General features: G+C 67.1%; 9 protein-coding genes. 1 reads left to right on the top strand and 8 read right to left on the bottom strand.

Annotated elements, in window-relative coordinates; genetic code table 11:
* Positions 1-91: 91 nt before the first annotated feature.
* Positions 92-304, top strand: coding sequence for a hypothetical protein (locus DVU99_RS00485; RefSeq protein ID WP_114238246.1), 213 nt, complete (start codon positions 92-94; stop codon positions 302-304).
* 25 nt (positions 305-329) lie between these two features.
* On the opposite strand, the gene DVU99_RS00480 is transcribed toward DVU99_RS00485, so the two are convergent.
* From DVU99_RS00480 to bcsZ, 8 genes are read right to left on the bottom strand one after another with little or no spacing between them, the layout of a single operon-like run.
* The gene (locus DVU99_RS00480) at positions 330-527 is read right to left on the bottom strand and encodes a hypothetical protein (protein ID WP_114238245.1); all 198 of its coding nucleotides are present in this window, start codon (positions 525-527) and stop codon (positions 330-332) included.
* On the bottom strand, positions 527-2,098 hold the full coding sequence (bcsG, locus tag DVU99_RS00475; RefSeq protein ID WP_114238244.1) for a cellulose biosynthesis protein BcsG: 1,572 nt from the start codon (positions 2,096-2,098) through the stop codon (positions 527-529). The genes DVU99_RS00480 and bcsG overlap by 1 nt, the downstream gene beginning before the upstream one ends.
* An 11-nt stretch (positions 2,099-2,109) precedes the next feature.
* Positions 2,110-4,674 carry a UDP-forming cellulose synthase catalytic subunit gene (bcsA, locus tag DVU99_RS00470; protein WP_114238243.1) on the bottom strand — a complete coding sequence of 855 codons (2,565 nt, stop codon included), beginning with the start codon at positions 4,672-4,674 and terminating at the stop codon, positions 2,110-2,112.
* A complete protein-coding gene (gene bcsQ / locus DVU99_RS00465) occupies positions 4,674-5,468 on the bottom strand; it encodes a cellulose biosynthesis protein BcsQ (RefSeq protein WP_114238242.1) in 795 nt (264 codons plus the stop codon). The genes bcsA and bcsQ overlap by 1 nt, the downstream gene beginning before the upstream one ends.
* Complete coding sequence (locus DVU99_RS00460; protein ID WP_114238241.1) at positions 5,465-5,668, bottom strand: hypothetical protein; 204 nt, start codon at positions 5,666-5,668, stop codon at positions 5,465-5,467. The genes bcsQ and DVU99_RS00460 overlap by 4 nt, the downstream gene beginning before the upstream one ends.
* A 6-nt stretch (positions 5,669-5,674) precedes the next feature.
* Positions 5,675-7,465, bottom strand: coding sequence for a cellulose biosynthesis protein BcsE (gene bcsE, locus DVU99_RS00455; protein ID WP_114238240.1), 1,791 nt, complete (start codon positions 7,463-7,465; stop codon positions 5,675-5,677).
* 29 nt (positions 7,466-7,494) lie between these two features.
* Positions 7,495-11,325 (bottom strand): cellulose synthase subunit BcsC-related outer membrane protein, encoded by a 3,831-nt coding sequence (locus DVU99_RS00450; RefSeq protein ID WP_114238239.1) that lies wholly within the window; start codon positions 11,323-11,325, stop codon positions 7,495-7,497.
* Positions 11,310-12,503: a cellulose synthase complex periplasmic endoglucanase BcsZ gene (bcsZ, locus tag DVU99_RS00445; protein WP_114238238.1), complete on the bottom strand. Its 1,194-nt coding sequence runs from the start codon at positions 12,501-12,503 to the stop codon at positions 11,310-11,312. Before bcsZ ends, DVU99_RS00450 begins: the two co-directional genes overlap by 16 nt.

Below are 12,503 nucleotides of genomic sequence, written 5' to 3'. Positions count from 1 at the left end.
TCGCAGCGGCGGATGCATGGGCCAGCACCACAGCCTCTCACCACCATGCGGCAGTGCCAAGGAGTCGGCCGGCTTTCACGAGTACCTCACCATGAACATCAATACAGCCGTCTACAGCGTCACCGAGGGTCCACACGGCCGCTGGATCCTGTACCGCGAGGGTATCGCGATCGGCCGGGACCTGCAGCTTGGCTTCGCCATCCAGCAAGCCCTGCTGCTCGCCCACCGGGAGAACCTTGAAGGCCACGCAGGTACCCGCGTACGACTGGTCAGCAACGGCAGCAGCTACGACCTCACCCACTGAGCCGACACCACCGCGACCCGGCCGATCAGCCTCCTGCCGACTCCGGCGGGAGTTCCAGCCGAAGCACGGCCTTCAGCATGGGCCAGCGCAGCATGGCCGCGAGCAGGTCGCCACGCGCCTGGCTGTCGTAGTAATGCCTGGCGTCGATGCCTTCCACGTGATCGGCATAGGTATCCACGTCATCGGGCGCCAAATGGCCGTTCTTTCCTTGCTGAACCGACATCACTTTCCCTCCACCCAGACACCGTCGGACGTGTGTATCACATAGCCGTCGGGCGTGGTCATGGTCACCGTGTTCTCGTTCTCGCCGATCATGCGCGTCTGCGGCAGATCGGCCGCGTACTGCGACAAGGGTGGCGCGCCATCGCGGAACGGGCTGTCCGCCACCAGCTTGGACAACAGCTGGCCCAATGCAAGATAGCTCGTCGGCGTATCGATCGTCACGGTCTTGCGCGTGCCATCGTTGTGCCCGGGCAAGCCCACCAGGGTCACGCCGACGGGTACATGGATGATGCGCGGCGTAGGAATCTCGCGCATGCCGGCAATCTGGCGCGAATCGCCGCGCAGCGCCGCACCGTGCTCCGGCACGAACACGATCGCCGCCTTTCGACCCGACTGGGCGATCAGGTCGATCAGGCGATCGATGTCGTTCACCAGCTTGCTCATGCGCACCGGATAGGACTGCAGGCTGCTCATGTTGCTGTTGAGCAGTCGATTGCCGTCATGCAGGGTCACCGTGTTGTAGTACAGGGCCACCGGACCGCCGCCCTTGGCCAGGCGCTGCTTGTACCAGCGCTCCAGCGCATCGTAATCGCCGACCAGGCGTGAACCGTCGAATTCACGCATGGCCATCGGCAGGCCTTCATTGGATTCGAGCTGCACGCCGGGCACAGCGATCTCCCTGATCACCAGCCCGCGGAAGTCGTCGAACTGGCCATCGTGGTTGAGCAGGGCCTGCACGCCGTAACCGGCGGCGGCGAGGTCGGCGAACAGATGGCAACCGGCGTCCTCCGGGCTGTACAGGTCACGATGCTGCTGTTGCCCGCAAGCTGCGCGAAGCACTCGGATCGCCGCCGGTCCGCTGTAGCTGGCGGCGGAACTGAAGTTCTTGAACACGAAATCGAAGCGCTGGAACAGCGCATTGTCGTGCATGTTCACCACGTCGAGGTCGTCCCACGACAACGAACAGATGTGCAGCACGATGATGTCGAACTGCGCGTTCGGGTCCGAACTGGCCGGGGAGAAGTTCACCTTCCGGCCCTTTTCCGCTGCATAGAACGCGGCCAGCTGCTGGTCGTAGCCACCGGTCGCGTCGTTGGCGGCAGCGCCGGTGTTGGCGTGCGCCACCGCCACGCCCGGCTGCACTCCCGACTTGGCCACGAGCGCGTCCATGCCCTCCCACAGGCACACGCCAAGCATGGCCACCAGTACGAACGTACTGACCCGCACCCAGCGATTGATCAGCAGGTAGGCCAGCACCACGATGATCGGCACGTAGATCACCGCAGGCGTCACGATGCGGTGGGCCAGCTCGATCATGTAGCTCGCCGAAAACGTGCTCAGGCCGGGTATCTGGCGAAGCACGTAGGAGAACGGCGGAAGGTCCGACTCGTGGTAGATCAGCACCGTGCCCGCGACGATCGCCAGCACGAGCCGCGTCACGCGCATCCAGCGCTTCGGCAGCGGCACCAGCAACAGCAGCGCGAACAGCAGGTTCAGCCACCAGATCGGCCTGAGGTCGCCGACCGCGTACAGGTAGAGCTTGACGGCGAAGTAGAGGTTCCAGAATCCCATGAGCTGTCCTGTCAGCCGCTCTCGCGGGTCCGGCGTGAAAACAAGGAATCGATGGCGTCCATGCAGGCGTCGTACAGGCGCAGGAAACCCTGGTAGCCCATGTCGACCACCTCGAAGAAACTGTGCAGCGGCGCATCCGGCACCAGTTGCTCCTGCCAGCGCACCCAGGCGTCGGCGCGTCCGAACGTGCACTCGATCAGCTGGCTCTCCTTCTCCTGCGTCATTTGCTCGAAGCGCACGCCAAGATGCACGCCGCGGCAGCGCACGACCACGGCGGGAAACTGGTAGTCGACCGGGCCGCGCGAGAGCGCGACGTCAACTGCCTCACCCTTGGTCAGGCGCATCTCCAGCGGCAACAGGATGCCCAGGCCGCCGGTCGAATAGTTCTCGGCGTGGCAGGCCAGGGTACGACCGTCCGGGAATACCAGCGTCGCCGGCACCCGCAGCGGGATATGGTGCGCGACCCGGATCTGCCGCGCCTCCGTCGCCACGCCGACGGCAGCGCCCAGCATGGTGAGGTTGAACATGGCCCACACCATGTTCATCCAGATCGTCGCCGGCTCACCGGTATAGCCGAACAGCAGCTTGCCGAAGCCGACCAGGATCGCCACGAGGTTGAGGGCCAGCAGGAACAGGTAGGGCTTGGAGATGGTCCAGTCAAGGTACTGCTCCTTGATCACCCCGCCCTTCGACGTCACGTTGAACTTGCCCAGGCGCGGATTGATGAAGGCCAGCGTCGTTGGCAGCACGATGTACCAGGCCAGCACCGACTCGTAGATCTCCGCCCAGAACGAATGTCGGTATTGGCCCTGTATGCGCGAGTTGGCCAGGCCGGCGATGAACAGGTAGGGCACCACGTAGGCGAACACCGAAATCGCCTGCGCGTTGAACACATGCAGCCCGAAGTACAGGTACGCACACGGCATGGCCAGGAAGATCAGGCGCGGTATGCCATAAAAGAAGTGCAGCATCGCATTGCTGTAGCAAATGCGCTGGAAGAACGTCAGTCCCTTGCCAAGCAAGGGATTGTCGATGCGGAAGATCTGCGTCATGCCTCGCGCCCAGCGGATGCGCTGGCCGACATGGTCGGCGAGGCTGTCGGTAGCCAGGCCGGCCGCCTGCACGACGCGCAGGTAGGCGGTGCGATAGCCGCGACGATGCAGTTTCAGCGAGGTATGCGCATCCTCGGTGACGGTCTCCACGGCGATGCCGCCAACCTCCTCCAGAGGCGCGCGCTTGAGCACGGCGCAGGAGCCGCAGAAGAACGCGGCGTTCCAGAAATCGTTGCCGTCCTGGATCAGCCCGTAGAACAGGCTGCCTTCGTTGGGCACGCGGTGGAACGTGTCGTAGTTGCGCTCGAATGGATCGGGCGAGAAGAAGTGATGCGGCGTCTGCACCAGCGCGCACTTGGGGTCGGCCAGGAACTCGCCCATGGTCGTCTGCAGGAACGAGCGGGTGGGAATGTGGTCGCAGTCGAAGATCGCGATGTATTCACCCTGGGTGAGCGGCAACGCGTGGTTGATGTTACCGGCCTTGGCATGGTTGTGTTCCTCGCGGGTCAGGTAACCCACTCCCACCGACTCGGCGAACGCACGGAAGTCCTCGCGCGACCCATCGTCGAGCAGGTAAACCCGTAGTTTCTCGCGCGGCCAGTCCATGCTGTTGGCGGCGAGCACGGTAGGCACCACCACCGACAGGGCCTCGTTGTAGGTGGGAATATAGACGTCCACGGTGGGCCAGCTCGCCGGGTCGGGGGGTAGTGGCCGGGGCTTGCGGTTCAGTGGCCAGATGGTCTGCGCATAACCGAAGAACAGCACGATCCAGGTATAGATTTCCGCCGAATACAGGATGTAGCCGACGATCGCCTCGGGCACGCTGTTGAAGTTGAGGGTCTGGGTCGTGCGCCACCAGATGTAGCGGCCTGCCATCAGCACGGCCAGCGATACCATCAGCATGGTCGGCCCCCGACCCGGCACGCGCCGCGCCAGCACCATCACCAGCCACACGCACAGGAACAGGCGGAACTGTTCACCCAACTGCAAAGGCGTGGTGCAGAAGACCAGGCCGATGACCAACGCGAGCAGCAGGATCAGCTTCTTCAGATACGGCAGCCGGTCGATGCCGGCCGAGAAGCGGTGGGCGTGGTCGCTGAGCTTGTCCCAGTCGACGCCCGGCAGTCGCTGGCGCAACAGCTCGCCATAGTGGCTGGCGACACCATAGACCGGCTTGAACCAGCTTCCCACTTTGCCGAGCAGGGCCCGCCGGCGTGCCCGCTTGCGTTCGCGATGCTGAAGACGCAGGTTCGCCGCCAACCGCGCACGCCGGTGCCGGGGACGAAAGAACAGGCGGCGAAGCCATACGCCGAACCCGGACTCACCCGCGATGCCCAGCTCATGCTCCAGATGTCCGCCCAGGCTGGCCATCCAGAGTGCCGGCAGGTCGCGACGCCCCGTGCGCGGCGGCTGGAACAGCAGGCGGGCCAGCCATGTGCTGGCCGGCGCATCCGGCTCCAGTCCCAGGCCCTGCGCCGTGCTGTGCCTCAGGTAGATCTTTGCGCGGGCGATCAGCGACGCCATCAGGATGCCCCTCCCGCGATGGATGCCTCGCCCTGCCTTGCCACCCAGCCCGCGAGCCATGACGCCAGGCCCTGCATGTCATGCGCCGCCTGCGAGTGGGGGGCGCCGCGGCAGAAATCCTCGTCGCGCGCCAGCGCCTCCGGTATGCCGGTATCGGCGTGGATGCGGTAGGACGACATGGCCGTGCCCAGCGACGCCCGCAGCAACGTGAGTATGTCCATGTGCAGCTGGCGCCCTGGCATGACGCCATTGGCGACAAAGACGCACGGCTTTCCCGCGAGCGCCGCGCGCAGGCGTGGCAGCGTGGCGCAAACCAGGGGTTCGGGCGCCAGTACCGCCAGCACCAGGTCCGCCGCCGCCAGCGCCTGCGTGGTCTGGACCGATGGCCAGGCAGGCGTATCCACCAGTGCCACGGCACGGCCCGGCAGGTCGATGCGCGCAATCAGGTCACGCAGCCAATGCGGCTCCTGCAACAGCCTCGTCGCGATCGCCATCTCCGGCGAGGCATCGCCGCCCTGTCCATTTGCCGCGGCATCGCCCCAGGGCAACAGCAGCACGCCATCGTCCCCCTGCAACGCGGTATCGCGCCATGGCGCGGCGGGTGCCAGCAGATGCGACACCAGTCCCGCGCGCGCAGGCTGGTGCAGACCGTAGTGCGTCGCCAGCACGTTGCCCGGATCGCACTCGATCGCCACCACGGCGTGCCCGCGGGCCTTCAACAGGCCGGCCAACGCGACCGTCAAGGTCGTGCGCCCCGCGCCACCTGTCGAGGAGACCAGTGCGATGGTCTTCATCGAGCCCCTCCACGATCGGCACGCCAGCGCCGGCCGCGTATCACCAGCGGATGCAACTGGGGCGGCAGGCGAACCGGGCGACGGCTCAGCAACGAGGTCCAGCGCGGCACCCAACGCCGCAGGCGCAGCCGCCAGCCCAGCCATGCCAACGGCGCCGCCAGGATCAGGCCCCACACGAAGTAGCCGAGAAAGATGCCCATGTACGCCTACCCCTGTGCCTTCAGCGGCAACGACACCGCCTGGGGCACGCGTCGCGCCACCTGGCTCCGAACGGCTTCGTCGGCGGCGCCGATCCCCGGCAGCTTGTCTGCGGCGGTTGCCGGCGAAACCGCCGCCCCTGGCGCGGCCACCGGCAACGCGTTGCCAGCCGCATCACTGGCCATGGTGTCGAAGTGATCGTCCGTCGCCGTGGCGTCGACATAGCCCGAATAGTCCGGCGCCGGCAACTGGCTGATCTCCTGCTCGATGCTCGCCAGCAGGTCCATGATCGACGTCCGGTCACCACAGCGCAGCTCCCCCTGGAACAGCTCGCCCAACGGAAGCTTGAAGGCGCGCTGGCAGGCCTTGCCTGCGTCTTCCACGTGGCAGGCGAAGAAGAACACATACACGCTGTCGCCGCTGGCGGTGCACAGGTCACCCGAACGACGCATCGTGCAGGCACGCAACGCGTCGATCGCGGCCACGTCGGTCTGCAGCAACAGGCGCGTCACCACGTTGGGGAGGCGGATCACGCGACTGCGGTCAACCGCAGCGCGCACCAGCTCCACGAAGCGCGGGGTGGGCACATAGCCGCTCACCGGGTCGCGCACGGTAGCCGACAGCACCGACCGGTAATCGGCGGGCACCGGGCGCGAGAACAGCTGGCCCTGCACGCCGTCGACCAACACCTCGACCTGCGCCACCGGCAGGCGGCTGGGGATCACCATGTTCGCGCCGAGATTGAGCATCAGCAGCTCGTAGCGCACCGTGATGTTCTCTTCGCGCACGATGATCTTCAGCGCCTTGCCACACTGGCGGCGCAGCTGGTTCACCTGTTTCGCCAGGTCGGCCATGTTTTCCCGATGATGATGGTGCAACAGCACGGTGGCGGCCACGGAGCCGGCCGCGGCCGCGGCCAGCGCGTCGTTGTTGTCGAACACCTGCCAATCGCGCGGCACCGTGCGTTCGTTCATCACCTCATCGCGCGCCAGCATCACCACGGCCTCGTCCGGCGCCAGCAGTCCGGGCCCATGGCCATCACCCTCCTCGCCCTGCGTCTCGGCCACCGCCACCAGCCGATGATCGTCGGGCGAAAAACGCAGGGGAATCGACTCGCTGGCCGCCAATGTCTGGCGGTTGCTGCGCCAGAACGACACCTCCCAACGGTATTCCCCTTCGACCTGCGCCAGCTGGGCCACGCCGGCAAAACGCATCTGGAATTCGGCCAGCGCGGGCGCCGGCTTGTCCTCTTCCACCAGGGGCGGCGACATCACCAGCAGCACGCTGTGGCGATGCTCCGCGCACCAGCGGGCCAGCCGCTCACCCTGCCGCACCAGCACCGGCCCGTCCTGCCAGTTGAAGAAGGCCGCCGCGCCTTCGATGAGGAACTGGCTGCCCGCCAGCGCGCACTGGTCCGACAGCGCCTGCAGCGCCTCCATCAGCACCTCGCCGCTGTCGCGTCCTGGCAGCGTGCTCAGCGTGCACACGTTGGCCTTCGGATGCACCGAGCGCGGCACGTCGATATCGACGCCATGCTCGCGCAGCGAGGCAATCAGGTTTTCCGGCTCGCGACCGGACAGCACGGTCACCGGGCTGTGCACGGCATTGGCCGCCGTACCCCAGAACATCGCATCGCGCGCCGGAGACCGGTTGGCGTACACCACGTAGGCCTGGCCCGCCGCCAGGGTGGACAGGCGCAGCGGCAAGCCTTCGATGGCAAGCGTCTGGCTCATCCGCAGCAAGGCGGGCGAGACCAGGCTCGACGGGTTGGTGCTGGCTTGGGCGGGATAATTCTTCACGTGGTTGTCTCTAGCTTCCTTCCGGGCGGTCAGTACGCCGAATACGGCTTGACCGGGTTGGGCGGGAATGGCACGGGGAACCGCTGCTCGTCGAAGAAATAGCGCAGGTAAAGCATCCCAAGATTCGGGGCGTAGTCGTGTGAACGGTCGATCTTCAGGCGGGTGCCGGCCACCCAGTGCGGGGCGATCCGGTATTCGAGCGCGGCTTCCACGGTGTAGCTGAAGCCGCCGCCGGTGCCGCCGCCGAAATACGGCGAGCCAAGGTCGGCCGCCGCCATGCGCGCCACGGCCAGCGCCTGCAGGTCGGGCCGGGTGGGGAAGAACGGTGACTCGTCCTCGCGCGTCCAGGAGTTGCCCACCGACCCGTCCAGCTCCCACGACCAGCGCCCGTAGCGCCCCATCCAGTCGAGCGGGATGCTGATCGACTTGTACTGTTGCGGGCTGTAATAGCCGCCGTTGCCAAAGGTGTAGTAGTGCTGGTTGTCGCTGTACTGCCAGTAGTTGATCACCAGGCCGGAGACCAGCCGCTGGTTGGGGTGCTCGAATATCGGCAGGTCGAAGCCGGTGCGCACCTTGAACTCGTGGTTGTCCTCCACGTTGCGTCCGCTGAGCACTCCATAGCCGACCGAAGCGAACAGCGTGGTGCGTCCCCAATCCTGCGCCCCCCGCACCGTGACGCCACTGCGCACCACCCCGCCCCAGGTTTCCCCCGTCACCGGATCGCGGGCGCCGGCGTAGGACAGCATGCTGCTGGTGACCGGCCGCCGCGACACGTCGACCGTCAACGAGGAGTCGTAGAAGTCGTGCCGGTAGAGGAAGCCGCCGAGGATGTTGCCGACGGTGAAGCCCACCGGCGAACGTCCGATGTCGGCACGCCAGCTGTTGTTGGCCCCGCTGAACTCATAACCTGCCGCCAGCGCCACGCCCTTGTCGGTCTCGCTGATCTTGTCGGGCAGGCCCGCGGTGCCATAAGCGGCGATCTGGCCGAACTTGTAGGACGACGGAAAGTAATTGGCCGGCAACTCGCCCGCATCGAGCAGGACGGTATCGGCGTGGAAGAAATAGTGGCCGGTATAGCCATCGGGGATGCGCACATACAGCGGGATCTCGGTGGCGTTGAGGCGCGAGATGCCGCCGTCGCCGGACTCGTCGGACTGGATCACTGCCGTGGCGACCTGCCCCTGCCGGCGATCGTCCAGTCCCTGCAGGGCACGCTGGGCCGAGGTGAGGTTGTCCTCCGGACTGGGCAGTTCGCCCTCCGCCTGCTCCTGCACCCGCGCGGCACGGTACAACGCCGCTGCATCGTCGTAGCGGCCACGTGACTGCTCGGTGCGCCCCATCTGCAGGGTGATGTCGGAGCGGTCGGGATATTGCTGCCGCAACGACTGCACGATGGCGAGCGCTTCGGCGTTCTCGCCCAACGCACTGTAGCGGCGTGCAATCGCCAGCTGGGTATCGATGTCGTCCGGCGCGGTGTCCGCCTGCACCTCGCGCACGATCCGCAGCGACTCCTTGCGATGCCCCATGCGCTCTTCCATGCGCGCCACCGTCAGGCGCGCGTCGGGATCACCGGGATGCGTCGCCAGCACCTTGCGGGCGTAGGCCTCGGCACCGCGGTAGTCGCGCTGAGCCTCCAGCAGGTCGGCCTGCGCCAGCAGCCAGCGCGGATCGGACTGCAATGGCGCTGGCACGGCGTCCAGGGTGCGTGCCGCGCCCCTGTAATCGCCGGCATCCATCTGGCGGCCGGCGGTACGGATGGCCAGCCGCAGCAACTGGCTATCGAACGACGCCTGCTGGTCGGCCGTGACGCCAGGGCGTGCACGCGCATCGGCGATCCACGGCCCCAGTTCGTCGTCGCGATTGGCGGCGGCAAGCAGGTCGCCATAGCGCAGCCGCACGCCGATCGCAGGATCGTCGGGATGCGCGTCCAGCCAGTCGCGCACCAGCTTGAGCCCCTTGTCCGGTTGGCCCAGCGTGATCCATTCGCGGCCCACGCTGGCGAGCATCTGCGGATCGTCCCTGGATTCGGCGGCAATGCGGTCGAGCAGCTGGCCGGCCTCGTCGCGACGCCCCTGCGCCATCAGTTCGCGTGCCTGGCGCAGGTCCGCCTGGGCCCTGAGGCTGGTGGCCAGCTCGCGCATGCCGCTGGAGCGTTCTGCAGGCGGCACCTGGCTCAGTTGCGCGTTGGCACCGGCGATATCGTCCAGCGAGTTGAGATAGAGCGCAGTGGCGTAGTGCATGTCCGCCGATGGCGCGACACGGAGTCCGTCCTCCATCACCCCGCGCCCCAATCCAGGCAGGCCAAGGTCGCGATAGAGCCGCGCCAGGGTATAGCGCAGCCACGCATCATCCGGCGTGAGTCGGACTGCCGCCTCCAGTTTGCCCAGCGCGGCGCCCCGCTTGCCTTCATCGAGCAGCCGATCCGCCTCGATCGACAGCAACTCGGCACGCTGCTTGCGCGCATCCTCGCCGCTGCGCCCCACGCGCGGCTCGACGCTGGCGATGAGTGGGTCGATTTCGCGGTCGCGATGGGTGGCGTGCAACACCTGAATCAGGTCGCGCAAGGCATCGAGATCCGGCGCGGGCGCGTTCACCAGTGGCCGCAACACCGCTTCGGCCTGGGGCCACTTCTGCTGGGCGATCAGCGCCGAAGCGAGCACCCGCTTGGCCTCTGCGTTGTCCGGCTCGATTCGCAAGGCCTCCCGCGCGAGCGCCTCACCCTGTTCCGGATGAGCTTGCGCGTTGGCCTGCCGGGCGCGTGCGACGATGCCCCAGAACTGCGCCGTCTTCATCAGGCTGCGCCATTTTCCCGCGTTGTCCGGGTCCAGCTTCAGCGCGCGTGCAAACAACGCCTGCGCCTCCTGGTGATGGCCTGCGCGCAGCTGCTGCAAGCCCTGCTCGCCCAGCGCGGCGCCCTCGCGCGCCGATCGCGACGGTCCGGATGACACCGTTGTGCTTGTTCGCGAGGGCGACTGCACCACGGGCTGCACCACCGGTTGCGTGCCCGCGACCTGCGATGCAGCCGGCGGCGGGGGCGGCTTCGCGCCGCCCTTCTTGGCGAGATCGGCGAGCGCCTGCTTCGCCCCCACGTCGTCGGGCACTTCCTTGAGATAGCGCTGGTACCACACGTAGTACGCCGTATCGCTGCTGCCGGCGCTGTTCAGCGCGCGCCGCCACAGCTCCAGTGCCCTCGCGCGATTGCCATCGGGACGCAGGTACACCCGGTAGATGATGCCCAGCCCCTCCAGGCGGGTACCGTCACGGTCAGTAAGCAGGTCTGCCAACACCAGGGCGAGATTCAGGTCGTCGGGACGCTTCGCGATGCGCGATCGCAGATCGCTGATGGCACGATCGCGCTGTCCCGTCGCGGCGGCCCACAGGCGATAGTAATCGCCCGCCACCGGGCCAGTGGGCGCACCGCGCGGGAACAGTTTCTGCATGCGCACCCACGCTTCGTCCGCCTTGCCTGCACTGGACAACAGGCGAATCTCCGCTAGCTCCATCTTGTCGGTGGTGGCCAGACGGTAGGCGTCTGCCAGCTCGATCGTCGCCGGATGACCGGGATAGCGCTGCTGCAACTGCTGCAGGATCTTCGCCGCCTCGGCCGGGCGATTCGAACTCAGCTCCACCTCGCCCATCAGGGCCATGGCATCGGGCTGGTTGGGCTGGATCAACAAGGCCTTCTGCACGACACCCCGCGCCATGTCCGGCCGCCCCTTGTCCTGCCACATGCGGCCGGAGGACAACAGTTGGCTGACCTGCGGGCTGGGCGCGGCCGCCTGCGCCAGCACCACGCAGGGCGTGGCCGCCATCAGCAGCACGACCGGCGCAGCCAGCAGGGAGCTCAGTGTGCCGGGCATGTCGTGGTCCAGGCAGGAATGACAAAGCCGTTTGCATCGAAGCGGTACTGCTGATCCAGGTAACCCAGGCCAAACAGCGCCAGCACGCTGCTGTAGTAGCCCGGCGGCGCCTGCTGGGCCAGGGCGTGTGCACGCTGCACCTGCGCGGTGGCGAGATCGTTGCGGCCGAGTGCGGCCAGATACGGTGCGACGGCGGCGGAGAAGCCAAGATTGCCCTCGTTCGGGCCTACGGTGCCGGTGCGCGTGTCCACGCGCTCGGGCGGATACCCATGCGCCGCCACGAAGTCGGCCAGCGGACGAAACACCGGCAACAACGTCGCCCTCGCCGGGTCGTCCGTGGACAGCATGCCCGCCCACAGGTACACCCGGATGGCGTTGTACGCGCCCTCGGCGTTCGATGCTGCATCCGGCCGGAAGCCACCATCGGCGCGGTATTCGACCCAGTCCGGCGAATAGCCCTGCGGCGCCGTCTCCGTCACCAGCCGGATAGAACTATGCAGCAACGCCTGCCAGCTGGCCGCGGCACCTTCGCTGCCTGCCAGCCGACGCATCACCTGCAACGGCACGTAGCTGGGGTTGAGGCGCCAGACGCCCTCGGACGGCTTGAAGCCGACCGGCCCGGGCAGCAGCGTGCGGCCCAGGCCCGGCAGGCTGGCGGTCTCCCTGGCCGCGATGTTGCGCATCATCACAGTGCCCAGCGCCACGTAGCGGCGCTCCCGCCACAAGCGGCCCGCTTCCAGCAGGGTGTAGGCGATCCATACGTCGGAATCCGAGGCGGAAGCGCTGTCGAGCACGCCCCACGCCTGGCGATCGGGGGGCGTCGCCGACGTACTGCTGTTGGCGACGCCGGTAGCCGGTCGCCGGCCCCACTCCCACGCCGGCAGGTGGGTGGTCAGATCGCCTTGCGCCAGGTTGTCCTGTGTCCAGTCCAGCACCTTGTCGAAGGTGGCGCGATCATTGGCCACCAGCGCGAAGAACAGTGCGTACGATTGCCCTTCCGACACGGTCACCTGCTGCGGCGAGCTGGCGTCGATGACGCGGCCGTCCGCGCTCAGCATGCCCTGCTTGAATGCATCCCATGCAGGCCATGCGCAGGTCTCGGCCAGGGCGCCCTGCGAACAGAGCACCATGGCCGAGGCGATGAGCCCGATAAGCCGCGGTATCAACGCCCGTCGCAT

It is taken from the genome of Dyella sp. C9 (assembly GCF_003332825.1).
Lineage (GTDB): Bacteria > Pseudomonadota > Gammaproteobacteria > Xanthomonadales > Rhodanobacteraceae > Dyella.
The sequence above is the reverse complement of the archived record's forward strand: the minus strand, read 5'-3'. Positions and strand labels throughout refer to the sequence as shown.

Coding starts and splice junctions, on each gene's coding strand:
- DVU99_RS00485 (WP_114238246.1), top strand. CDS start 92: ATGAACATCAATACAGCCGTCTACAGCGTCACCGAGGGTCCACACGGC.
- DVU99_RS00480 (WP_114238245.1), bottom strand. CDS start 527: ATGTCGGTTCAGCAAGGAAAGAACGGCCATTTGGCGCCCGATGACGTG.
- bcsG (WP_114238244.1), bottom strand. CDS start 2,098: ATGGGATTCTGGAACCTCTACTTCGCCGTCAAGCTCTACCTGTACGCG.
- bcsA (WP_114238243.1), bottom strand. CDS start 4,674: ATGGCGTCGCTGATCGCCCGCGCAAAGATCTACCTGAGGCACAGCACG.
- bcsQ (WP_114238242.1), bottom strand. CDS start 5,468: ATGAAGACCATCGCACTGGTCTCCTCGACAGGTGGCGCGGGGCGCACG.
- DVU99_RS00460 (WP_114238241.1), bottom strand. CDS start 5,668: ATGGGCATCTTTCTCGGCTACTTCGTGTGGGGCCTGATCCTGGCGGCG.
- DVU99_RS00450 (WP_114238239.1), bottom strand. CDS start 11,325: ATGCCCGGCACACTGAGCTCCCTGCTGGCTGCGCCGGTCGTGCTGCTG.
- bcsZ (WP_114238238.1), bottom strand. CDS start 12,503: ATGCGACGGGCGTTGATACCGCGGCTTATCGGGCTCATCGCCTCGGCC.